Raw genomic sequence first — 23,831 nt, 5'->3', positions numbered from 1 at the left:
AAAGAGACGCTTTACGTGTCTCTTTTTCGCATTTTCAGCTTCAGAAGCGCCGTAACCTTTCTGGCGTCAAGCTGTGTCACATTATTTTCCCCGACCATATTGGTCTCGACACCTTCTGCGCTTTTATTGATATCCAGAATTCCATCCAGATAGTCATTCGTCACAACAAACTGTCCAACCGTTCCGCTGAATTTAAGGCCCGCAACCGGAATCCCACGGATTTCCATCTGTTCCACCGTATTTGCAAAATCCACATCACTGTTCCCCCATCCGTCAGAGGAAAGTATCACTCCGTCAGCGCGCATGGCTTCCGCCCAAACAGCAGCGCGAGTTCCTACCAGCAATTTATCGGCATTGTCATCCGGAGTTCCCACAATCATGATCCCCATCAGATCCAAATCCTCGTCCGCCGAAACCACATCCAGCAGCGGATCCCGAAAATGATGTAACGACGTTTCTTTTGTAGATGGCCCAATTCCCATATTCTCTACCTCCTACTGCATAGAACGGATGATCCCGTCCCGATATTCATTCGGCGTTACGATTACCGGCATGTTCCCCATGTCAATGATCGAATGTCCGCCTTCTGTTCCGGAAGGTTCTTTTCCGAAGAGCGATGTATCATACATAGCCCCTTGCCCGGCAACCTGCTTTATGATTAATACGCGTTTTTTTCCCGGCCGCGCGACATCATGGTATTCATGCCGTTCTGTACACAAATCACCCCGAAATTTTTTCATCTGTTCCCGGAATATTTGAATAAACTCATCGCACGCACGATGCGCTGCAAGAACACCTTCCCGTTCCTGACCCATTCCCGCTTTCAGTACCACATCAAAGGACAGAATATAATCTTCATCCCCCGGGGTCCCCGCACGATTCAGATATAATTTCTCTTTTAGCTTTCCTTCCGAAGAGCCAAATTCATGCGTCTGCTTTCCATTTACATCCACCCCTGTCAAAATTACATACGCTCCGGTAAGAGTATGTGTGATTCCATCCCCCAATTTTCCAAGTACTTTTGTAGAAATCGGAATGATATCCATCATTGTATTGGTAAAACGATCATGATCACAAGGAGGAATAATCTGTATATCCATTTTCTCGAGCTGCGGATGTTTTTCAAGGATTCCTTCAAGAACCGAAACATCCACCGTCATCACCCCATCCGGAGTCACTCTGTTCTCTTCACCGTAGGACACATCCCGAACGTGAAATGCCTTTATTACAAGGCGGCGTAAATCTTTTTCCATAGCGTCCTCCTGCCATTTTTCTTTCCAACCATTATAAATCATTTTTAGCAAAAACTCCACAGCATAAGCCATGGAGTTTAAAAAATAGTTCTATACTTTCGCTACATATTCATATGGAAGCGGAACAACTTTTCCGGCAGACTCAATGCTCACCAGAGCTTCAAGAGTTGCTTTGACAATAGCTGTCTGCATTTCCACATTGTTCGGCTCTCCTGCATTTGCTCCCATCGGAACAAGCGGAGCTACCGCACGTGGTGAACCGGTCTGACGTACAACCGGCGGAAGTGCCGCGATAATGATAGTCGGAATGCCAGCGGCTTCAATTGCTCTCTGCACCAGAACTGCAGAGCGGTGGCAGGTACCTCAACCAGCGGTGAGGATAACCGCATCCACGCCTTCCTCAACAAACATCTGAGCGATCGCAGGACCGGTTTCACCCTTGAATTTCTCCTGATTTCCGCCGCCGCCCATGAATCCTGCATGAACCGGTGCACAGGCTTTGATAAATCCTTCCTTTGCCAGCTCATGGATTCTATCAATTGGGAACATACAGTTGATGTCTTTGTTCACATCACTGTTGTCATATCCTCCGTGTGAAACCATAAGCTCACTTGACGGCATCGTATCGGTAATTTTTCTCCAGGTAAAATCTCCTGCAAGATTAAATCTTTCCTGTTCTTTATGGTGCACACCTGCCGCTGTAGCAAGTGCAATCGTCATATCTTTTAATTCTTTCTTTACAGGCGCCCATACCGGCGGCGGAGTAATCGGAACATAGATTTCTGACTGCAGCCCTTTAACAACTGTTAAACTCATGTTACTACCTCCTCTAATTGCTATTCACATTCTTCTTTATGAGACTTCATTTCTTCCTGACGTCTCTGATAAGTATCCAGGTTACTTACATATTTGTCATTGGCCTCGGGACCTAACTGTTCAATAAAACTCATATTCCATCCAACTTCCTGTCCCACCACTAATGGATAATCGGTAATCAGCATTCGCATTGGAATCTTCAGATAGCCCAGACGTCCTTTGAGATCGATCCCAACACATCCATCATGAATTTCTACGATTACCCCTTCCATATAAATGATTTTATCGCCATATTTCATGTTCTTCACCTGTTCTTAGTCGTATTTTTCTTTTCTCTTCTGGCTCATCGGCAAAGACTGCTCATTCTTTACCAGTTCCAGCGTATCGTCCATCGTCTCGGAAATTAATTCCACATTGGTTGATTTCACGTTCGGATTCCATTTTCTTTCCGGTTTCTTTACTTCTTCGCCAGCCATTGCAGCTTTCAGCATTGCAAGTGCGCGTACTGCGTCTTCCTTGCAAAGCGTGTTGCAGGCAAGAACTTCATTTTCAATACCAGACTCAGATTTATTATTATCAATCATATGAGTCATATATTTATTTCCAACAACCAAAGCTCCTTGAACTGCGCAGAAAGACATTCCGACAACAGAGATTCCTCTCATACCGATCTGTTCAATATGACTTGCAAAGTCAATGTGGTTGTTTCCAAAGCCTTCTGTTGTGACGAAAGCTCCGTCAACATCCAGTGCTTCCACCATCATGCCGACACGTTTGGATACATAGAATTTTTCCGCATTGATCTGTGGACTTCCCACGAAAATAACACCGCAAAGGTCTACTTCTTCGTCATGGAGCACTTCCGTAACCAGAGGTTCTCTCCAGTAATGTCTTGACATTTCCTTAGAAGCAGGTCCAATGCAAGTCAGTGCATGGATACATCCGTCCAGTACCTCAAGCGGAGAAACCATAACCGGAACATTTCCAAGGTCTACGTTCGGTTTTGCCCCAAGAACGCCGACCGGCTCAACCGGAAGGATCAGGTTATCATGCATTGCGCCCTGTCCCATGATCTCTTTTACGATTACAACCTTCTTCTTTCCAGGTCTTCTTACCTGTTCAAATGTTTCTGTATTTACTACAAGGCTTTCATCTTCAAGCGCTTTTAAAGCCACCCGGATTTCCTGTGTGATCACATCTGTTGCGGTATGTGCTGCAAGCGGGCCCGGTCTTTCCATATTGGTTCCTTCTTTGATCACAACTTCTGTCTTGATAAAGATCTCGCCTTTATCCGGTGCACCCGGACGATTCCACATGATGTTTTCGTCCAGATAGCCTTCGGAAGAACCGAATTCACCAATCTGTACACCGTTGTCATCTGTTCCTGTGACCATCATAACAACACCATCAAGTACTCTTGTTGTTCCGCTTCCGATCTCGTCATCGCCTTCTTTTGCAGCGATTGGCTGAACGTCCATAATTGTCTCAGAATAGGTATGATACATATCCGGTGTAATGATATCAATTTTAAGGCTGTGTACCAACTCCTGAGAAGCAACTGCTTCTTCCTCAATTCCTTCTCTGATGTAAAGAGTCGTGCCTTCAATCTTTGTCTCCGGGCCGCGTTTTACTTCTGTAATCTTATAGTGCTTTCTTGTTACACTTCTTACAACTTTCGGTTCCGGTTCTTTCACCGCCGGTGCTGCCTCCTGAACCGGAAGCTGTGCAGGAACTTCTGCTACTGCAGCACCGCCATTAAAACCCACCGGAAGTTCAATATTGATATCTTTTCCTTCTCCGATATGTATTTTCAAAATACCGGATGCCGCAGATGCCTGGCATACCTGTGCCGGTGCTGCAGCAGATGCTTCTACCGGAGCCGCTTCTTCCTCTTCTTCTACCGGTGCTTCTGCAACTACATTGGCTCCTTCTACCAGATCAGCGGTAAGCGGTGTAAGAGAGTCACAAGTCTTAACCAGAGTTGCTCCCAGAACCTGTTCGATCGTAAGCGCTCCTTCCAGATTCAAAAGTCCTGAATCTACCAGATCATCGAAAATAGCCGGATCTTCCAGATTTGCTGCCTGAATTGTAATTCCGCCTTCTGCTCTGCAACATAATACGGCAGGGTCTTTTGCATGTTCTTTTGCTGTTTCAGCTGTAATTGACATAATATTACCTCCTCGTTACTTGTCCTATTATCTCATTCCGCGGCCTATTTGCCGTCCGGAAGTTGTTCTACCTGTTTCGATACCCGCAGATATCTGTAAAGCGGATGCCCGATCGTCCTCATTACATGATCCGTCTGGTGGAATACTTTCAATCCCATCTTCGGAGCAGATCCCATTACTGTATTGGAACAGTCAGAGCAGTTTCCTATGATAATGTATTCACATCCGTCTTTCTTAAACTGAATGTTATTCTTTGCCTGTCCCGGACAATTACCGGGGCGTTCGCACTTCAATGGTGCTCCCGGTTTATTCTCAATCGCCTGTTTACATCTTGCGACAGACGCAACTACTCCATTCATCTTAGCACAAATATCACGCATTCTTTCTTCACTTCCTCCGCAGGCACATACCAATAAACCTACTTTTGCTCCGTGAAGATCCGGAAAATCAATCGTAACAATGATTCCTCCGGTTGTCTTGGTGATTGGTTCTTCTTCAGTAGTGGCCTTTCCGGTAAATGGTCCTCCCATAATAATTTCCCCATAAAGGCCATCAATACCGCCAGCCCTCTCAATCAGATCACCAACACTCGTTCCTACAGGAACATCCATAAAAACATGTGGTTCATTTCCACCATTAATCTTACCAATCACAGTAAGATTCTTTGAAAAGCAAGGCTTTCTTTCATCAATTGCTTCCGATACCCTTGCCAGCGTCTCTACATTGCAGACGATCGCATTTGCCGCTGAGGGCAGCTGAGTCGTTTGAAGTTCAATTCCCAGACACTCTCTTACAACCGCACGTTCTTCTCCCATCGGATAGATATCCGGAAGCAGATGAATCGTAATCGCGTCCTCATCTTTCAGTGCTTCGCGCAGTCTTGCAACAGCTTTCTCATTCTTCTTTTTAATTGCAAAGATTGCTTTTGCCGCATTTGAAATTTCCATGCAGTGTTTTACGCCGCGGATGACTTTCTCGCAATCTTCTTCAAGCTGCTGAATATTGTGCCTCAGTCCAGGCTCACATTCTGCCGCATTCACCAGAATATATCCACCCTTCAGGTCAGTTCCCAATTTCACACCTGTCGGAAATCCAGCTCCGCCCATACCAACTACGCCCGCTGATTTCACCATATCCAGCTTGCTGCCTTCCTGGATCGGAACAAATTCATCTTTCTGAACTTCATCAGGCCTGATAATGATCCGATCTTCCTTCACTTCCTCAACCACGCCATACGCACTCGAGAAAATATTTGCGCCAAGGCCCGTCGGTGTCGCGATCAAGGTGCCTTTTTCAACTCTGTCACCAGCCTTTACCACCGCCGCGCAGGGTGCCCCAACATGCTGACGCAGTAAAATTTGTAAGTTTCCCATGACCCTTCTCCCTTTCACTTATAAATATTTTCTATATATAATATGAAAAGCGAACGTATAAAAATACGATCGCTTACTTTACAGGTGTCATCTTAAGTCGGAAAGCCAATCTTTTCTTGGCGAGGGCATGTGGGAATCGAACCCACCCAGGACGCTCTTAACGCCCCACACTAGTTTTGAAGACTAGGAGGCACACCAGTTACCCATCTACCCCCATATTATTTCCGGCTTTCTAACTGTACCACAGTTTATTTCATTTTTCAACATTTATTTCGTTTTTTATTGTAGCAAATTTCTATTGACTTTTCAAGGCTTTTCGTAGATAATATTTTCAGAAACTGTACTTCATACTAGAATCAAGTCTAGACAACATTTATTTCACAGCGGAATGCTTAATGCCGCACAGGTTTTGTCGTCCATTTTATTACATAATACATAATAATATTTAGCAGACTGCAGAAATATATTTCCAAAGGCTGCTCTATATTCTATTTATCATTTTGGTTTCTACTACTATGCTGCCCGCTTTATGCTGACAGCTTATAGATTATTTCTATAACTTACTTTAAGGAGGGAATTGGGAAATGGAAATTCATCCAAAGCTTAACCTTGACGCTTTTGAAGCGTCTTTTCATGCAATTGATACTCATACAGTGGGGGAATTTACGCGTATCATCATGTCCGGTTTTCCGGAGCTGAAAGGTGACACCATGATCGAACGCAAGAATTTCCTTGCAGAGAATTATGATCAATACCGCCGTGCCTTGATGTTCGAACCACGTGGACACCATGATATGTTCGGAGCTCTTTTAACAGAGCCGGTGCATCCGGAAGCTGATTTCGGAGTAATCTTTATGGATACAGGCGAATATTTAAACATGTGCGGACATGGCACGATTGGATCTGTAACCGCAATTATCGAAACGGGGCTTGTTCCGGCCGTAGAACCATATACGGAAGTCGTTCTGGATGCTCCTGCCGGAATCATTCGCACCAAGGCCGAAGTAAAGAACGGAAAAGTTTTGAACGTTACTTTAACGAATGTGCCTGCTTTCCTTTATAAGGAGAATCTGACTACCACCGTAGACGGAAGGGAAGTAAAATATGACATTGCTTTCGGCGGAAGTTTCTTCGCCCTCGTAGACGCTGAGCAATTCGGTTGGACTGTTGATCCGGATTCTATTCCAAAGCTTACCGATTTCGGTATCCATATGTTGGAACAGGTCAACAAAGAAGTAGAAATCAAACATCCAGAATTGGATATCACAACAGTAGACCTTGTAGAAATGTACTGTTCAACCGACACTCCTGGCTGTAATAAACGCAACGTTGTTATTTTCGGCGACCATATGGCAGATCGTTCTCCGTGCGGAACAGGAACAAGTGCTAAACTGGCGACCTTATACAAAAGAGGCGAAATCGGGATCGGAGAACCTTTCGTATATGAAAGCTTTATCGGCTCCCAGTTTAAAGGCGTCATCCTGAAAGAAGCAAAAGTCGGAGAATTTGATGCAGTTATTCCTCAGATTACCGGAAGCGCCTACCTGACCGGCGATGCAACTTATGTGATCGACCCGGACGATCCACTGAAATACGGCTTTAAAGTCGGAAGCAAACGTTAGGAAGTGAGGTTATTTAATGCCTAAGAAACGCCGTTCCACAAAAAGCAAAATTGTAAAAGCTGCGTGGACTCTTTTTCACAAAAACGGATACGAGCAAACAACAGTAGATGAAATCATTGCCGCCTCCAAGACTTCGAAGGGTACATTTTATCATTATTTCAAAGGAAAAGAAGCATTGCTTAACACGCTCTCATACCTTTTTGATGATAAATATGAGGAGCTTGCAGGAATCGTCGATCCTGACTTATCAGCCTACGACAAATTGCTGTTTTTCAATCATGAACTGTTCTATATGATTGAAACTACAATTGATGTGAATCTGCTCGCATCTTTATATTCTTCACAATTGATTACCAAGGACAAGCGATCTCTCCTGGAAAGTGACCGTTATTATTTCACTTGGCTTACCGATACGATTTCCGGCGCGATCGAATCCGGTGAATTCAAAAACACCAGCACTCCGCAGGAGTTGTTGAAGATATACGCAATGTACGAAAGAGCTTTACTCTACGATTGGGCACTTTGCAAAGGGAATTACTCTCTGACCGAATATAGCGACAAATTATTGCCGCATGTTCTGGATCAGTTTGTGGAAGGATTTTAAGCATAATAATGGGCAGCATCCCGAAAAGATGCTGCCCTTGCTTATTTTTTCTTCATTTGCGTTATCCTTTCCTTTATACGATCAAAAAACTCTCCTGTTCAATCCCCATTCCGGTTTCAATCATTTTGTCAATCAATTCCTGCAAATCAGGGATCTTTGTTTTCTGCAATTTTGCCATTGTTTCCTTACTGATCGGCTCTGCAAAAGAGGCATATTTTTCAAACGTCTCCACATCCATCTTCAGCGGCTGTACGTCCGGAAGAATCTGCTTCTTAATATACTCATAAATTTTCACTCCGCCATAGTCCAGATCTCCGCTGTGAAAATACTCCACCGGCTTCCCATTCAGCGCTCTTCTAAGCTTTTTCAGGAATTCTCTGTCCAGAGGCGAGAAATATCCGTGACTGAATACATACAATGTGTCCGGCTGATACGGCATCGACACATAATTTGCTTTATTTTCAATTGTCACCACTTTTTTCAGTCCCGGCTGATCCAGCTCTACTACAGCATGCTTCAGCGTCTGGCTGTTCAGTACAGTACCATAAACAAAGTCAGAAAGATCCACTCGCTTTGCCTCTGAACCGCGCCATATTTTAAGTTTCAGTGGTCCTTTCACTGCCAGTTCCTGGGAATATTCCTCAATCATAAGCTGTTCCAATACCGTAGAAGAATCCATATCTTCTGTAATGGTATCGCAGTATTTTCTTGCCACACTGATTACATGTCTTTCAAGTTCACGTTCAAACATCTTGGAATCTTTCAGATACTGTTTACTAAAAATTCGTTTCAATACCGGTTCTTCCAGACTATCGATCCCCCGAAAAGCCGCAAGCGACATTTCCAGCTTCTCCACCTCTTTCGGGAACTCACCTTTACCCAGACGTGCTCTCAGACTCTCAAAATATTGTTCAATCCATTCTTTCTGGAAACCTTCCGAAAGTTCTTCCTCAATTTTTCTTGTATAATAATTCACACGCGCCTGTTTCGGCCAATACTCTTCCCCACTTTCGCTGTCCGCAAGCCGGTAGAATTGCGAAAGTTTTTCAACTCGATATGCAATCAATTCAATATCACTGTCCGGTATCACCCACTTTTTAATTGTAAGAAGGCCTGCCGCCTCCAGTTTTCTCGCCTCATCGATCAGTTCCTGCTTCCCGCAGAGGTCATAATCCTCCTGGGTGATCCTCAGTGTTCTGCCACCGGTTGCTCCCTCGCGCCAGTCACGACTGCTGTGTTCACATTTCTCAATAATCTTTTTTACAAGATACATACGTTTTCCCCTTTATTCCTCAACATCCGCAAGCTGCGAAAATTCCGTTTTTTCAAATTCCTGAATCGAAATATGACGCTTGTTCGGATTTGCATATACAAATGTTTTATCTACATTTTCCAGATAGTTCTGAATCTTATCATTGGTCGCACTGATAATTGCCTGGAATCCCAGCCCCCTTATCAGAGAGATGCAGCTTGCCACTTTCTCCGCATCCATCTTCGAGAACGCCTCATCCAAAACAACCAGCCGCAGCGTCGGACGTCTCTGCACTTTCGGCGACAGATTGATTCTGTAAACCTGGGCAAAGCTTGCCAGCAGCGCCACATACAGCGGATTTTGTCCCTCTCCTCCGGAATTTTTCTTGATCATCTTCCCGAGACCGATGGTCATATTTTTCTCCCCTTGCACGATCTGCTGCATATCAAAAGAAAGATATGTCCGGTAATCCGCATATTTTTCCATGTTCTTTCTGGCTTCATCCAGCTCTTCCCTCGTCGCATTCTCCGGTGGAATAAAGATATTGATCAATTCATTCATCATCTCTCCATATTCCTCTTCATGCTCCATTGTAAACATATTAAGCTGGTTATCCATCGTATTACCAAGATCAGCCGGATTGATCTGCAGAGCGTCATCCATGAACATCTTATAATATTTTCCATCCGCTCCTTTATTCCGTGTGATCACAAACTGATACTTATCCTTTCCGAAATCCAGTCCGCTTATGATCCGGTTCAGCTCATCTCTTCGCTGGTAAGCCTCCCGGATTGCGCTGCGGATTTTGAAAATAAAGTCATCTTTAAAATGTTCCACGGCCGAGCGAGCCTGTTCCTTTGCCGACTCACGGTATTTCTCCAAGTCATCACACTGAAGGCTGTCCAGCAGTTTGTCATAGTCTGAATTTTCTTTGACACTGGTGGAAAAAGTTCGATTCGGATATCGTCTAATATAAACGCTTCTCCTGTCTACCAGCCTCTGATAAGCATCGTCCATTGCATTTTTTAATTCACCAAGCCCCTTGGCAACCTGGCTTTTCAGATACTCATAATTCACCGATTTTCTTGCTTCCAGGAACTTACGGAACACTTCCTCATACTCTGTATTCTCTTGAAAATCTTTTCTGAATTCTGCCAGTTCTTCCTCCGAATCGACAATCTGATCTTTCAACATCTCGATCTTATCACAGCATTTTTCCGCCTGCACTTCGGCAGCAACTACTTGCTTCTTCTTTTCCTCTTTCCGATTTGCGAGTTCCTCCATCTGCCTTTCCAGGGCTTCTACTGAATCCTCCCGAAGCTTTTTCATCTGCTCAGTCAGCTGCTCTTTACGGCGTTCTTTTTCAGGAATCATTCTGGCATCCTGAATCTGTGCCATATAGTCTTCTTCCGGCTGTATCAGGCTTTCCAGATCCAACAGTTTCCGAATTTCCTCAAGCTGATCCTGCAGGGGCAAACGCTCTTCCTGAAGCTTATTACATCGTTCTTCAAGCTGTCGGATTCTTTGTCTGAGACTCGTCTCACCAATGTATGCACGCCTGGTATAATTCTCGGGATTGATATGCTGCAACCGGTAACTATGATACAGCATACAGTCCGGAGTCACTCCGATGCGCTGATTTCTGAGTTCCTCTATATTCTCACATTTCATCACATTTCCAAGGAAGAAACGGATGTATTCCCGGACATAGGATTCCTTTGCGATCACTTCCTCTGCCAGAGCCCCCGGACGCACCTCGTGCTTTTCCTCCAATACTTTTTCTGTATCCAGCACGGCAGCACGATAGTATTTCTTCTTATCCATCTTCTGATAGATTTCCATCGCTGTCTTCGCATACTCCGGCTCAACAACGAGAAGCAATTTGTTACCTCCCATATAACCTTCTACCGCGTTGTGCCATCGCTCATCACGGATATCCAGAAGATCCGCAAGAATCTTCACATTTACGAAGGTACCGGTTCTTTTATAAATCTGATTCTGCAGTTCGATCCTGGCCGCTTCCAGCTCCTTTGGATACGCTTTTCGTCCTTGTTTCAGCTCCTTTAATTCCTCACGTGATTCCTTCTCTTCCTTCTTGATTCGCCGAAGTTCTCCATCAATTTCCCGGCGCTCTTCTTCCAGTTCATTTCTCATCTGAGCCAACGCATTTTTAAGTCTCTTGAGTTCTCCAAAAGTGATACCGCCGGATGCAAATCGGTCAATATCCCAGATTGTCTGGTTAGAAGTCATCTCCTTTGTCTTCCACTCCTTCAGCCGGTTAGCAGTCTGCGTCCATCTTGCTTTGCTTCCATCCAACCGTTCCAGAGCCTCATTAAGCCCTGCAAGTTCCGTCTCAAGCATTTTATACCCACTGTTATTGAGCCGAATCAAGAGTTCATCATATTCTTGCTGAAATGCCTTCTCTTCCGTTTCCAGCATTGCCTTTTGCTCCAGGAATTCACGATTATCCTGAGAAAGGCTCTGAATTCGATCTCGTTTCTCCTGAACCTCTGCCTCACGACGCATCATTTCCAGTCTCTGAAGCTGGTATTCTCCAAGCTGTACCTTCTCTCTTCTCTCATCAAAATTCCGATACATCTCTCCTATTTCTTTGAGACATGTTATTTCTTCAAGCGTCTCTTCGATCCGTTTCCGCATCCTGCCGTACTGCATAACGCTTTCCTGCATATCTTCAATATGAATATCCTGCTCCATACAGATATATTCCTTCACGAAATCTTCCAGCTTGATATTCATTTTAAAAGGGATTGCCCGTTTAAACAATCTGGGAAATTTCTCCATATCCAGTCCACCCAGGTACACATCATAGAGTTGCCTTCGGAACCGCTCATTGCTCGGCCCGCAGTAATATCCCTCCTGTGGAAACGACCGCTGCAGGTATTCTCTGACTTCCATAGTCGTAAGACATCTTTTGTCTGCCCGATAATGATTCTCAAGAAGTCCTCCTGTATGCCAGAAAAACAGTCTTCCGATTTCATTCGTCGCAGTTTCCACGTCAAACACAACGCCGACACATTGTTTTTCCTTTGTGTTTGTCTGTTCAAGCTCCAGCACGATCGTACTGGAAAAATTGGAATTTCGCAAATATTGTGCTTCATTATTTTCACTGATATTGACCATGCCCCTCAGGTACTCAATCAGTGAACGATCTGAATCATCGGCTGCAGCCTTGTTGAAAAAACCTCTGCCATCCGTGTTAGCATAGAGCACAATCTGCAGTGCATCAATCACGGTCGATTTTCCGCTCCCCGAATGTCCGGTAAAGAAATTGATTTCCTCGCTGAGTGACAGTATTTTTCTGTCTATATAATGCCAGTTATTCAGGCAGATCTTCGAGAGTGCCTTGAACGGCTGCTGTTTCTCCTTCTTTTCCAAAATGTTCCTCCTCACTGAACGTCTCCAATAATTCTCTGATGTCGTCTCCTGCAAGCACTGCATGAATACTCGGATAAATGACAATCCGGGTACTTTCATTTAGTTCTTCCAGAAGATCCAGCGGTTCAATCAACTGATATTTTTTCAAAAGTGCAATCGTCCTGCGCATCTCCGTAGCTGACGGGATGTTCTGAAGTACTCTGAACTCTCCTGCTTTGCCGTTCACGGCACCCAGCGTCGTCACGATCTGACTGCTTGTGGACACATTCTGCATCTGCTCATCATAGATCAGCTTTAGTACCAGTATATAGATAGTTGCAAGTCTCGGAAGTTTTTCGCCCCAGAGCGTCTCTCCCTGAATATACAGCATACCTATATTGTTGTTTTCATAAAGTGTGATTCCCGCCACTCTAAAATATTCTTTCAGAAACGGCAGATGCTTCATCGCAGTCCGGTACTCTTTCCCATACTGAAGCCTGCCCGTCCGTTTGTCGTATTTCCGCTCCAAAAGGAAGGTCTGCCTGAAAAGAGTCTGAACCACTTCTGTGATTGCTTCCTGCTCCTCCTGTGTGAGCTGTTCATAATAATCAATCATTCATTTCTCCCATCTTCATGATGTATTACAGACACCAACTTGTTAAACCTGTCTTTTTACAAATTTCAATGCCGGATAGCGATAACCGTTTTTCTCCACCATCCTTACATCCTCTTCCAGCACCATATACTTGCTGTTCCTTCGTGTGCTGCGATCATACGCAAGAATCAGTTTTTCAAATTCATCTTCTTCCCGCATAGGAAGGGACAGCGCATCCATAACGCCTTCCCGTATATTCTCCTCTATAAAATCTTCTATCTGTCTTCGGCTGTACCGATGCTGAATCCGGTTCAACTTCAGCACATCTTCCTTGTCCAGATCCTCCGTGGTCTCCTCTGGCTGCATCTGACTGATAAAGTCTTTCCTTCCTTTACGCCGCTTATAAAGTGATTTCTCCGAAACAATCTCCAGAAGTGAAAGATTCATCTTTGCACCAGTCTTCTGTACAATTTGCTCATAATCCGCTGCATCTCCCATGCGGTTCAGCAACTGCACCACAAGCCCTTTGGTGTCCGTTTCTCCACTTAACAGATAATTAAGTCTTGTCACGGTTGCGCGCACATATTTCGTGTGTTCCTTATCCATATTGGCAATACGGTGCTCAATATCATCAAATCCCCGTTCAATCTGATCCAGAAGTTCCAGAACATCCTCCTTCGTATCTCCCATCGCCCTGGAACGCTCCCGAACCGTTTCGATCCATTCTTCATTTTCCCGCATATCGCGCAGGCACTTCTTGATATCCATTTTGTAAATATAAAAATTATCGGAAGTCTTCAGTATATGGTATTTGCGCCTCACGATTTCTTCCACATACCCATCCAGATGCTCTTTCAGAAGATCTCCATAGAACCGCTGATCCAGAAGTCTCTCAAAAAACTTATCCATGTTATGCAGCATATCCTGCAGTGCTTTGTTCAGCCGCCGGGTATTGATCAGCGCCGTGCGCAGCATATTCAGATTCACCCTGGGATCATTCCGGAAGGAAAATAAAGTCGCGTATACATTCTGGATATAGATTTCCGTCTCCTCCATATCTTCAGAGCTGAGACGTTCGAACGCATCGATGAAAACCGCCGAATAATCCGGTATCACAATATTCGTCGCCAATGTATGATAATCTTCAATCTTTTTCAGCCATCCCGTTCTGATCAGCCAATTCAGCATACGAAGTGACGGTGTTTCCAGCATATCAAACTCCGTCTCATTTTCTTCACGCACCAGTCGGAGCTGCTTCTTTGCATACATATCTCCAAGCACCTGTACGCACACTTCTTTCGTGAGGAAATAATTACTGTACTGGTATTCTTCATTAATAACCAGAAGGGCTTCCATATAAGCCTCCCGGTTCACGGAACGGAACAGACTCCAGAACGAATCCGGGATTTCAAAACGCAACTGCATAACCGCACTCCAATCAAATAAATGTTCTCTTTTATTCTATCACATATCGCGCCCCTGCACCACGCAAATTTCAAATGTATAACTCAAAAAATGATCCACCGGATCATTTTCTCATATAAACGGCAACATAAAAAAGACTGCGCTTACGCGCAATCTTTTTTATACCATGCATTCATGCATCTCTTCTTCTTCGATTCCAACACTTGACATGATCTCTTTCAGTGCATCCCTGTGTTCCAGTCCGGCACACCATGCAAGCCCACAGCCTGCTGAGATCTCCCGCGGCACCGGAATCAGTCTTCCGTCCGCATTCTTTGCCTTACAGGCTTTCTCCATCGCCATGGCATCTGCCGTAGTGTGGAATGTCACGACCAGTTTTAACTCTTTCTTTCTCATTATTCGATCACAATTTCGAATTCGGAGCCTTTCTCTGTCGTTGTTGCTTTTTTTCCGTGGTCCTTTGCAAACTTTTCTACGTTCGTTCTCTGATGCGGTTCACTGACCAGCACTTTGATTGGACCCTTCGCATCTTTTAATGCTTCCGCTGTCATCATAAGCGGTTCCGGGCAGGAAAGTCCTCTTGCATCTACTTCCTTCATATTATTTTACCTTCTTTCTTAGAATAGCATATTATTTTGTTAATATCTACCCTTTGCTTTTTATTTTGTCTTTGCAGTCTCTCTCTTGTTTGTGAATGCAATCACGAAACAAACAATGATGCAGATAATGCAAGCCACTTTACCGTTTGTTGTAACAGCTCCTGCAACCAGTTCTTTTGTCTCCGGGTTCAGGGATGTTCCGCTGGATGCCAGACCGAAGTTATGGCAAAGAGCTGCTCCAAAGAACAGACCCAGAACGGTAACTGCCGCATCGGAAGATCCCTGTCCTGCAAGGATCAGCTGACGAAGCGGGCATCCTCCTGCCAGTACTGCAGCAAATCCTACTGCATACATACCAAGAATATTCCACAGATGCTGAGAATGTGCAATGATTCCCGGTGTATTGAATCCAAGAACAAATCTTCCTGTTGCCACATTAAAGATCAACATAACTACAAATAAGCTTCCAATTACGGTAAACAGATCAAAATTCTTCATAAGCACGATATCACGGATACTTCCTGCAAAGCACATTCTGGATTTCTGTGCAACTGCTCCAAAAATGAGTCCGCCAACCAGCGACAGAATCAGCGGTGCATGGATACTTCCCGGACCAGCTTCACTTGCCTTCAAAAGTGATGTGCATGTTGCAAGAATCAGGATTCCAACCATGATGACCGGAAGCACTGCTCCGCTTGTTTTGTTCGTCTCATGAGACCGTCCAAGACTGAACCCTTTCTTCAGTGCAAATGCACCGGTCGATACACCCAGAACAAATCCGATCAGTGCTACCCATGCATTCAGATCACCTGCTGACATACGGATAATCATACGAAGCGGACATCCCAGGAAAATCAGGGAACCAATCATAATAATCATACCCAGTACGAAACGAATCATCGGTGATGAACCTGCTGTAGAACGATATTCCTTCGTTGCCACAGAGATAATAAAAGCGCCCAGTACAAGTCCGATGATCTCCGGTCTTGCGTACTGCACAACTTCTGCCTGATGCATTCCCAGTGAACCTGCCATATCACGTACGAAGCAGGCAATACAAAATGCCATGTTTGCAGGGTTCCCGAAAAATGCAAGACATGCCGCTACAAGTCCGCAGATCACACCCGCAATCGCGAGTTTCTTTTTTGAATCTGATAAATTCATGTTACTTCCTCCTTATGCCTTTTACTCTCTTCTTCAGAGTTACTCTTCGGCAGCCATTTCTTTCACTGCCTGAATGGCTGTATTTAATTCTTCATCCGTGTTGTAATGCGAAAAGCTGAATCTCACCGCACCCTGTTCTACCGTCCCCAGTGCCTCATGCATAAGCGGTGCACAGTGTCCTCCGGCTCTTGTAGATATTCCATATGTCATAAGAAGCTCATCACTCACTTCTGAAGAATCATAATCTCCGATATTCAGCGTCACGATCGCACATCGCTCCCGCGTACTGAAATCTCCGTAAACTTTTACTCCGGGGATGTCCTTCACCCCTTCGTAAAATCTCCACATCAGATCCTGCTCTCTCTCTCTGATCGTATCAATTCCTGTCTCCATCAGATATTCCACTGCCGCATCCAGACCGGCGATCCCGTGTCCGTTCAGTGTTCCGGCTTCCAGAGCAGTCGGCATCTCAGAAGGATGCTTTTTATTATAAGTCTGCACCCCGCTTCCGCCACATAACAGAGGACGGACTGTCAGTCCTTCTCTCACATAGATCCCACCTGTTCCCTGCGGTCCTAAAAGTCCTTTATGACCGGTAAAACACAAAATATCGATCCCCATCTCCTGCACATCGATCGGAAATACCCCCGCCGTCTGAGATGCATCTACGATAAACAAAAATCCATGTTTCTTCGCAATCTCGCCTACTCGCTTCACATCCACAAGGTTTCCTGTCAGATTTGAACCATGTGTACACACGATTGCTTTGGTGTTTTCCTTGATCGCCTTCTCAAAATCCTCATAATCCAGCGTCCCCTGCGGATTGCTTTTCAGAATGGTAAGCTCCGTTCCCTTTTCCTGCAGTTCATACAGAGGGCGAAGTACTGAATTGTGTTCCAGCATCGTTGTGATCACATGGTCTCCCGGATTCAGGACCCCCTTCAGCGCTATATTCAGACTTTCCGTTGAATTCATCGTAAATGCAATCTGTTTCGGATTTTCCGCATGAAAAAAACAAGCCAGCTTCTCTCTGGCATCATAAATCGTTCGCGCCGCGCCGAGTGATGCTGCATGTGCGCCTCTGCCCGCATTCCCCATAGAGCACATTGCCGCTGCCACCGCATCGATTACCTGTTGCGGTTTCTGCATCGTCGTCGCCGCATTATCCATATATATCATATGTACCTTCCTCCAATTTCCTTTTCAAGTACAGCTTGTATCTTCCCAAATGATACCTATGTATTTTTTCCCGTACAATTTGACTATCTCTAGTATAGCCTTTATTCCCGCTTTCGTCTAATCGAAAAGTACAATAAATAAGCCCATTTATAGTTTTTATCTATAAACAGGCTCATTTCTTATATGTTATACATCTCTTTCACGACACGAATAAAACGTTCCGCAGAATTAGAAAGCTGGTAATTCTTGTTATAGACCAGATTCAGATCTCTTCCATCATCTTTACTCGAAAGCGGGAAATCCAGCACTTGCCCGGATTCAATCACATCCTGCACCGCAAGCCGCGATATCATAGTAATACCTATTCCGCTTTTAACTGATTTCTTAATAGCTTCCGAATTCTCAATGCTTGCTACAACATTCAGTTTCTCCACATCAATTCCGGCACGGCGAAGCTGCTTTTCCGCTTCTTTCCGCGTTCCTGATCCCTCTTCCCTCATGATGATCGCTTCATTTGCAATCCAGTCAATTGTCGTTTCTTCTTCCTTGATACGCTGGTATTTTTCATTATTTGGCATAATAATCACCAGATCATCTTTGTAAAACGGTATGTATTTACAATACTTTTTTTCAAGAACGGTTCCCGTAAACCCAATATCCACAATATGTCCGGCAACCTTTTCCACAACTTTTGCACTGTCCGTTTCCATCACACGGAACTGTTCTTTCGGATATCTGGAACTGAATTCTGCAAGAATATCCGGCAAAAGATACTGTGCGGGAATCGTTGATGTCGCAATCGTAATACACTGAACATCTTTTTTCGTTTCTGTTGAAAAAATCTCGGTAATCTTATTCTGCAATTCAACCATCTGCCGGGCATACTCATAAAGTACCTTGCCCTGCTCTGACAGAATAACCTCTTTTGTATTTCTCACAAACAATCTGACGTTCAGTTCTCTTTCCAGGGAGGAAATATGTGCACTTATGGTAGGCTGAGTCAAAAACAGAGACTTTGCCGCCTTTGAGAAGCTGCCTCCCTCTGCCACCTTCACAAATGCCTCCAATTGTTTTAGATTCATAAGTATGCTACCCTTTCACTTTCTGCTCCGGTCTTCTTTGTAACCTTAATGCTGTCCATATATTCGAGTATCGGCTTGGCACTTTTTCGGCTCGTGGAGAACATATCTCTTACCTGTGCGATCGTAATCACATCCTCATTCTCCAAATGCTTGCGAATCTTCTCCTCTGCCTCATCCATCAGATACTTCATCGTAAACATTTCTTCATTGATCCGCACAACCCGTTCTTCATCTACAAGTAACTGAAGAACATCCTCCGCGGTTTCCCTCGGGATTGTTCCGAGATCAATTTCCGAAAATCTCACGAAATCAAATCCTGCCTTTTCAAAAGCATCGACCAGAGTCTTTTCCGTCTTCAGGAACATTGCGTCTTTCGACACTTCAAATTCTGCCAGATGCAGGTATTCGTCCTTGCGTCCGATCTGATTTTGTGCCACAAGCTGCTCGATATAAGCATCAAACACGATCGGTTTCACCTTTTTCAGATAGGTGTTATGGATCTCAGCTTTCTTCATACCATAACGGTAAGGATATCTCTTATGATAAGCCTCAAGCGCCTCCTGTATCTTCTGGCGCAATGCATATTCACTGTCTCTGTGCCAGAGATATACATCTTTCTTCATCGCAAAGACATGAACAATTCCTTCTTCTTTCAATTCTTCCAGGTATTCCTGAAGTTCATCCACAGAATGTGCCATAATCTTCGCAAGTTCAGCCATCGTAATCATTGTATCTGCATGCTGTTTGATATGCAGCTCCATAACATCTGCAAGCGAACCGGATTCTTTCTTCTTTAATTCTTCAATTGCCTTCTCATCGAATCGTTTCTTTCTCACCGGATTCGGCTCCAGCACCACGCCGCCTCCAATGGTCTCCATCGGCGAATAGAAACGCACCACAAATCGGTCGCCTCTCTTCAGCGCGATTTCTTCTTCCAGACGCAGCTGCACCAGTCCGCTTTCTCCCGGCCCGATTTCTTCCTTATCCAGCAGCACGGCACGACAGAGGATCTCGCTGGTCCCCGTATACAGATGCAGTCTTTCATGATTCGTCACAATTCGCATAGAATCCGGCAATACCGATAATTTAACATCCAGCAGATCCGTGTTCTTCATACTGTTCTTCGGAGCGATCACGCAGCCTCTGTGAATCTCTTTCTTCTTGATATTGGAAAGATTAATCGCTACCCTCTGCCCGGCATAGCACTTATCCTTGTCCTGTCCGTGTACCTGGATGCTCCGGATCTTGCACTCTTTCCCGATCGGATACATTTCGAGTACATCCTCTTTGGAAATTGTTCCGGAAATCAAGGTTCCCGTGATGATCGTTCCAAAACCGGAAAGTGTAAACACACGGTCGATCGGAAGTCTCGGAATCGTCTGCGTATCTTTCTCTTCCACCTCATCCGCCATCACCCGAATGATCGTATCGGTCAGTTCTTCGAGCCCCTGTCCGGTCGCTGCTGAAACACGTACCACCGGCGCACCTTCCAGAAATGTTCCTTTCAATTCTTCCTGTATTTCCTCTTCAACCAACTCCAGCCATTCCTCGTCCACCAGATCACATTTATTGAGGACGAGAATGCTTTTCTTAATTCCCAGAAGTCCCAGAATGTCCATATGTTCCCTTGTCTGCGGCATGATTCCTTCATCCGCCGCCACAACCAGCATGACGAGATCCATTCCCACAACTCCGGCAACCATGTTATTGATAAATTTCTCGTGGCCCGGAACATCAATGATTCCTACCCGGTCACCATTTTTCAAATCGAACCAGGTAAATCCCAGATCGATCGTAATTCCACGACGCTGTTCTTCTTCCCAACGATCCGTATTTCGCCCGGTCAGAGCCTTGATCAATGTTGTCTTCCCGTGGTCAATGTGACCTGCGGTTCCTATGATGATATTTTTCATAACAGCTCTCCCAGCATTTCTGTAATCTTCTTAAACCAACGTGTTTCTATGGTTCTGACATCCAGATAAATCGTATCATTCGCCGTTCTCGGGATGATAGGCACCTCCAGATGTCTCATTTTTTCTTCTAACTGCGGCACACTCATTTTTTCAGGCTTTATCGTAACCGCCATACTTGGGATCCGCTCCAGAGGGAGTGATCCTCCTCCAATCTGTGACTCGCATTTTTCAAGTCCAAATTCCGCCGCAAGACCTGCTCGTCTCAACATCCTTTTCAGGTTCTGGGCGCGATGTGCCACTTCTTCTTCGGTCTCCGTGATCATACGAAGAACCGGAATATTCTGAATTGCTTTTTCCTCAGATAAATATTCTTGAAGAACGAGTTCCAGCACCGTCGCCGTAAATTTATCGATACGCAGTGCACGTGTAAGCTGGTTCTTCTTCATCTGATCAATATATTTCTTCTTACCGATAATAATTCCTGCCTGTGGCCCTCCCAGCAGCTTGTCTCCGCTGAAACATACCACATCTGCTCCTTTGCGGATGGAATCCTGAACCGTCGGCTCATAAGTCAGTCCATATTTGCTCAGGTCGATCAGCACGCCGCTTCCCAAATCCTCAATAATAGGAAGGTCGTGTTCCTTTGCCAGCGGAACCAGATCATCGATCGTGACCGTATCGGTAAAGCCTACGATCCGGTAATTACTGGTATGTACTTTAAGGAGCGCTTTTGTATTTTCAGTAATCGCTTCTTCATAATCGGAATAATGTGTCTTATTGGTCGTTCCGACCTCTACCAGAGATGCGCCGCTTTGTTCCATCACATCCGGAATACGGAACTTTCCGCCGATTTCCACCAGCTCTCCTCTGGATACAATAACTTCGCCGCCTTTTGCCATAGAACTCAAAATCAGCATCACTGCGGCTGCATTATTATTGACGGCCATTGCCGCCTCAGCTCCCGTGAGTTTACACAGAAGCTTCTCAAAATGGGAATATCTCTCTCCCCGCTTCCCGGCCTCCAGATTATACTCCAGATTGGAATAGCCGGTGACAATATCAGCCAGTTTTGATACATGCTCCTGACTGATTGGTGCACGTCCCAGATTCGTATGCAGAATCGTACCGGTTCCGTTAATCACCATGCGCATGTTCGGTGTATGGAGTCTCTCCACATGCCTTACGATCTGCTGCGGCAGATCCTGAATCTGCCGCACAATCTTCTCTTCTTCTTCACATGCCCCGATAAATGCTCTCAGGGCCTCCATCTCCTCCCGGATTGCTTCCATGACAGTCTCTCTTCCGTACTGTTCGATCAAAAGCTGAATGATCTCCATTTCCAGAAGCACATCCACTTTCGGGATATTACGATATAATTGATTCTTGTTCATCTTCTTCCACTTCCAAATACTTTATTATCTTTCAGGCAGCGCCCGGCATTTGCTCTGCCGGGCGTATATTGTCCTGCATAAATGCTCTGTTATCAGTGCAGACGTATAAGCTTGTCACTCTTCTCTTCCACTGTTCCTATGATAGAAACCTTCGTTTCCATGTGTTTCTTCTCAAATGTCTCCATGATTACTTCCACATACTGCGGTTCCACACTGAGCAGAAGTCCGCCGGAGGTCTGTGGATCATAAAGCAGATCAATAAAATGTTCCTCTACGTTTCCCATATCCACTTTCATCTGGGAATATCCACGATTCTTATAGGCTCCCGCCGGAACCAGTCCCATCTTGGCGTAGGCGATCGCCTCGTCAAAATATGCGATATCGTGGACATTCAGATTGAACGTCACTTCACTGGCTTCTGCCATCTCCACACAGTGTCCCAGAAGACCAAAACCTGTAATGTCTGTACATGCATTTACCGGATATCCATCTACCACTTCCTTGGCTTTTTTGTTCAGCGAAGACATAACCATTTCCACTTCACGAATCGCCTTGTCGGAGGCCATCTGCGCCTTGATCGCCGTATTAACGATTCCGCTGCCTACCTGTTTGGTCAGAATCAGAACATCTCCCGGTTTACATCCGTAATTTTTGAAAATGCGCTGCGGGTGAACAAAGCCGGACACACAGAGTCCATACTGAGGTTCGTCATTCTGAATCGTGTGACCTCCCACCAGAACAGCTCCTGCTTCTTTCACTTTGTCAGCTCCACCTGCCAGGATATCCCCCAAAATAGACGGGTCAAGGCAATTCGGGAAACCAACAATATTCAGAGCCACTTTAGGCTCTCCTCCCATGGCATATACGTCACTGAGAGAATTGGCTGCTGCGATCTGTCCAAACATGTACGGATCGTCAACGATCGGTGTAAAGAAATCCACCGTCTGAATCATTGCGATGTCATCTGTCACTTTGTAGATTGCCGCATCATCAGATGTCTCGATACCAACCAGAAGGTTGTCATCGTGAAATTTCGGAAGCTTACCCAGAACCTGGGCAAGGGTCTCCGGACCTATTTTAGCGGCTCATCCCGCGGTTTTTGCCAATTGCGTCAATTTGATATCCTTACTCATTTTCCCATTCTCCTAAAGTTTGTTATTTTGCCGTGAACCATCTACGGTCTGATGATTCTTCCAGCCTCGGCCATAGCTTCTACGATCGCATACATATTGGTCACAGAGCCAACGGCCAGTTTTTCTTTCAAATGGTAGTAATCCAGACATGTACCACAGGTCAGGATCTCTACTCCCTGCGCCTCGAGAGACTTCAGATCTTCCAAAGAATCAGAACCTTCTGCAGTCAATGTAGCACCGCCATTGTAGAACAGCATCTTCTTCGGCAGTGTATCAAGCTGGGTTACTGCGAAAATAAATCCCTTGATCAATACTTTTCCAAGTTCATCATTGCCGGATCCCATACGGTCAGAAGAAACAACCACGATCGTGTCACCCTTTCTGTCCGGAGTGCAGACAGCTTCTTCAGCCTCCGCACTTGCCGGTGCTCCCTGCATTTTGATCGTAACCTTGAATTCTTTTTCTCCAAGCTTCTCAGAGCTTACTTCTCCGCCCTGTGCAGCTGCCATCTTCGTTACATTCTGAACAGCGATCTCATTATCTACCAGAACTTCGATCGTCTCCGGGCCGGTCAGCGCCTGCATTGCTTTTTTTGTCTTAATAACTGGAATCGGGCAGTTATCACCCATTGCGTTTACTGTAATCATTTGTCGATTACCTTCCTTTCTTTTGATGTTTTATGTCAAAATTCCCTTCTTCTCATTTATAGATACATTCTATCACTGAACTATACAAAGGTAAACTGTTATTTTTGAAATTTTGCGAGGAAGGGGGTTCAAGGGGGACGCCTTTGTCCATGTGGGGTGGGGGGGGGGGGTGGGGGCGCGGGGGGGGGGTGTGCCTCGGGGGTTTGTTTTTTTGGGGGGGCCGGGTTGTGGGGGGGGGCC

21 protein-coding genes and 1 tRNA gene are annotated in these 23,831 nt (G+C 45.1%); 2 read left to right on the top strand and 20 right to left on the bottom strand.

Features of this window, described 5'->3' with window-relative positions; translation table 11 throughout:
* Positions 1-11: 11 nt before the first annotated feature.
* The 7 genes from ACTNBF_RS04575 to ACTNBF_RS04545 all read right to left on the bottom strand — a co-directional run bounded on the left by ACTNBF_RS04575 (position 12) and on the right by ACTNBF_RS04545 (position 5,825).
* Positions 12-482: a glycine/sarcosine/betaine reductase component B subunit gene (locus ACTNBF_RS04575; protein ID WP_427818795.1), complete on the bottom strand. Its 471-nt coding sequence runs from the start codon at positions 480-482 to the stop codon at positions 12-14.
* Positions 483-494: 12 nt separating this feature from the next.
* The gene (gene prdD / locus ACTNBF_RS04570; RefSeq protein WP_441024311.1) at positions 495-1,253 is read right to left on the bottom strand and encodes a proline reductase cluster protein PrdD; all 759 of its coding nucleotides are present in this window, start codon (positions 1,251-1,253) and stop codon (positions 495-497) included.
* A 90-nt stretch (positions 1,254-1,343) separates the two neighbouring features.
* A complete protein-coding gene (prdB, locus tag ACTNBF_RS04565) occupies positions 1,344-2,069 on the bottom strand; it encodes a D-proline reductase (dithiol) protein PrdB (RefSeq protein WP_427818793.1) in 726 nt (241 codons plus the stop codon).
* A gap of 20 nt (positions 2,070-2,089) precedes the next feature.
* Positions 2,090-2,368, bottom strand: coding sequence for a CBO2463/CBO2479 domain-containing protein (locus tag ACTNBF_RS04560; RefSeq protein WP_427806725.1), 279 nt, complete (start codon positions 2,366-2,368; stop codon positions 2,090-2,092).
* A 15-nt stretch (positions 2,369-2,383) separates the two neighbouring features.
* Entirely contained in the window at positions 2,384-4,237 is a 1,854-nt protein-coding gene (prdA, locus tag ACTNBF_RS04555; RefSeq protein WP_427806665.1) for a D-proline reductase (dithiol) proprotein PrdA, read from the bottom strand.
* A gap of 44 nt (positions 4,238-4,281) precedes the next feature.
* Entirely contained in the window at positions 4,282-5,610 is a 1,329-nt protein-coding gene (gene prdC / locus ACTNBF_RS04550; RefSeq protein ID WP_427806663.1) for a proline reductase-associated electron transfer protein PrdC, read from the bottom strand.
* A 117-nt stretch (positions 5,611-5,727) separates the two neighbouring features.
* Positions 5,728-5,825, bottom strand: a tRNA-Sec gene (locus tag ACTNBF_RS04545).
* A gap of 369 nt (positions 5,826-6,194) precedes the next feature.
* On the opposite strand from ACTNBF_RS04545, the gene ACTNBF_RS04540 reads away from it, so the two are divergent.
* Positions 6,195-7,232 (top strand): proline racemase family protein, encoded by a 1,038-nt coding sequence (locus tag ACTNBF_RS04540; protein WP_427818791.1) that lies wholly within the window; start codon positions 6,195-6,197, stop codon positions 7,230-7,232.
* Between the two features lie 16 nt (positions 7,233-7,248).
* Entirely contained in the window at positions 7,249-7,836 is a 588-nt protein-coding gene (locus ACTNBF_RS04535) for a TetR/AcrR family transcriptional regulator (RefSeq protein WP_427806661.1), read from the top strand.
* Positions 7,837-7,909: 73 nt separating this feature from the next.
* Here the strand turns inward: ACTNBF_RS04535 and ACTNBF_RS04530 are convergent, their stop codons facing one another.
* The 13 genes from ACTNBF_RS04530 to yedF form a co-directional block, all read right to left on the bottom strand.
* Entirely contained in the window at positions 7,910-9,109 is a 1,200-nt protein-coding gene (locus ACTNBF_RS04530; RefSeq protein ID WP_441088830.1) for a Wadjet anti-phage system protein JetD domain-containing protein, read from the bottom strand.
* A 12-nt stretch (positions 9,110-9,121) separates the two neighbouring features.
* Positions 9,122-12,484: an ATP-binding protein gene (locus ACTNBF_RS04525; protein ID WP_441088829.1), complete on the bottom strand. Its 3,363-nt coding sequence runs from the start codon at positions 12,482-12,484 to the stop codon at positions 9,122-9,124.
* Complete coding sequence (locus tag ACTNBF_RS04520; protein ID WP_441088828.1) at positions 12,426-13,079, bottom strand: DUF4194 domain-containing protein; 654 nt, start codon at positions 13,077-13,079, stop codon at positions 12,426-12,428. The genes ACTNBF_RS04525 and ACTNBF_RS04520 overlap by 59 nt, the downstream gene beginning before the upstream one ends.
* A gap of 42 nt (positions 13,080-13,121) precedes the next feature.
* Positions 13,122-14,483 (bottom strand): Wadjet anti-phage system protein JetA family protein, encoded by a 1,362-nt coding sequence (locus ACTNBF_RS04515; RefSeq protein WP_441088827.1) that lies wholly within the window; start codon positions 14,481-14,483, stop codon positions 13,122-13,124.
* A 159-nt stretch (positions 14,484-14,642) separates the two neighbouring features.
* The gene (locus tag ACTNBF_RS04510) at positions 14,643-14,879 is read right to left on the bottom strand and encodes a DUF3343 domain-containing protein (protein ID WP_427806656.1); all 237 of its coding nucleotides are present in this window, start codon (positions 14,877-14,879) and stop codon (positions 14,643-14,645) included.
* Positions 14,879-15,082: a sulfurtransferase TusA family protein gene (locus ACTNBF_RS04505; RefSeq protein WP_427806654.1), complete on the bottom strand. Its 204-nt coding sequence runs from the start codon at positions 15,080-15,082 to the stop codon at positions 14,879-14,881. Before ACTNBF_RS04505 ends, ACTNBF_RS04510 begins: the two co-directional genes overlap by 1 nt.
* A gap of 60 nt (positions 15,083-15,142) precedes the next feature.
* Entirely contained in the window at positions 15,143-16,246 is a 1,104-nt protein-coding gene (gene yedE / locus ACTNBF_RS04500; RefSeq protein WP_427806652.1) for a YedE family putative selenium transporter, read from the bottom strand.
* Positions 16,247-16,285: 39 nt separating this feature from the next.
* A complete protein-coding gene (locus tag ACTNBF_RS04495; RefSeq protein WP_427806651.1) occupies positions 16,286-17,425 on the bottom strand; it encodes an aminotransferase class V-fold PLP-dependent enzyme in 1,140 nt (379 codons plus the stop codon).
* Positions 17,426-17,604: 179 nt separating this feature from the next.
* A complete protein-coding gene (locus tag ACTNBF_RS04490; protein ID WP_427806650.1) occupies positions 17,605-18,507 on the bottom strand; it encodes a selenium metabolism-associated LysR family transcriptional regulator in 903 nt (300 codons plus the stop codon).
* Positions 18,504-20,420, bottom strand: a complete 1,917-nt coding sequence (gene selB, locus ACTNBF_RS04485; protein WP_441088826.1) for a selenocysteine-specific translation elongation factor — start codon at positions 20,418-20,420, stop codon at positions 18,504-18,506. The genes ACTNBF_RS04490 and selB overlap by 4 nt, the downstream gene beginning before the upstream one ends.
* Positions 20,417-21,811: an L-seryl-tRNA(Sec) selenium transferase gene (gene selA / locus ACTNBF_RS04480; protein WP_427806648.1), complete on the bottom strand. Its 1,395-nt coding sequence runs from the start codon at positions 21,809-21,811 to the stop codon at positions 20,417-20,419. Before selA ends, selB begins: the two co-directional genes overlap by 4 nt.
* Before the next feature lie 92 nt (positions 21,812-21,903).
* The gene (selD, locus tag ACTNBF_RS04475) at positions 21,904-22,944 is read right to left on the bottom strand and encodes a selenide, water dikinase SelD (protein ID WP_427806647.1); all 1,041 of its coding nucleotides are present in this window, start codon (positions 22,942-22,944) and stop codon (positions 21,904-21,906) included.
* Positions 22,945-22,985: 41 nt separating this feature from the next.
* Positions 22,986-23,591, bottom strand: a complete 606-nt coding sequence (gene yedF / locus ACTNBF_RS04470; RefSeq protein ID WP_427806646.1) for a sulfurtransferase-like selenium metabolism protein YedF — start codon at positions 23,589-23,591, stop codon at positions 22,986-22,988.
* Between the last annotated feature and the right edge of the window lie 240 nt (positions 23,592-23,831).

The sequence above is a fragment of the Bariatricus sp. HCP28S3_A4 genome, from assembly GCF_052066395.1.
GTDB lineage: Bacteria > Bacillota > Clostridia > Lachnospirales > Lachnospiraceae > Allocoprococcus.
Note: the sequence above shows the minus strand (reverse complement) of the source record. Positions and strands in the feature narration are given on the sequence as shown.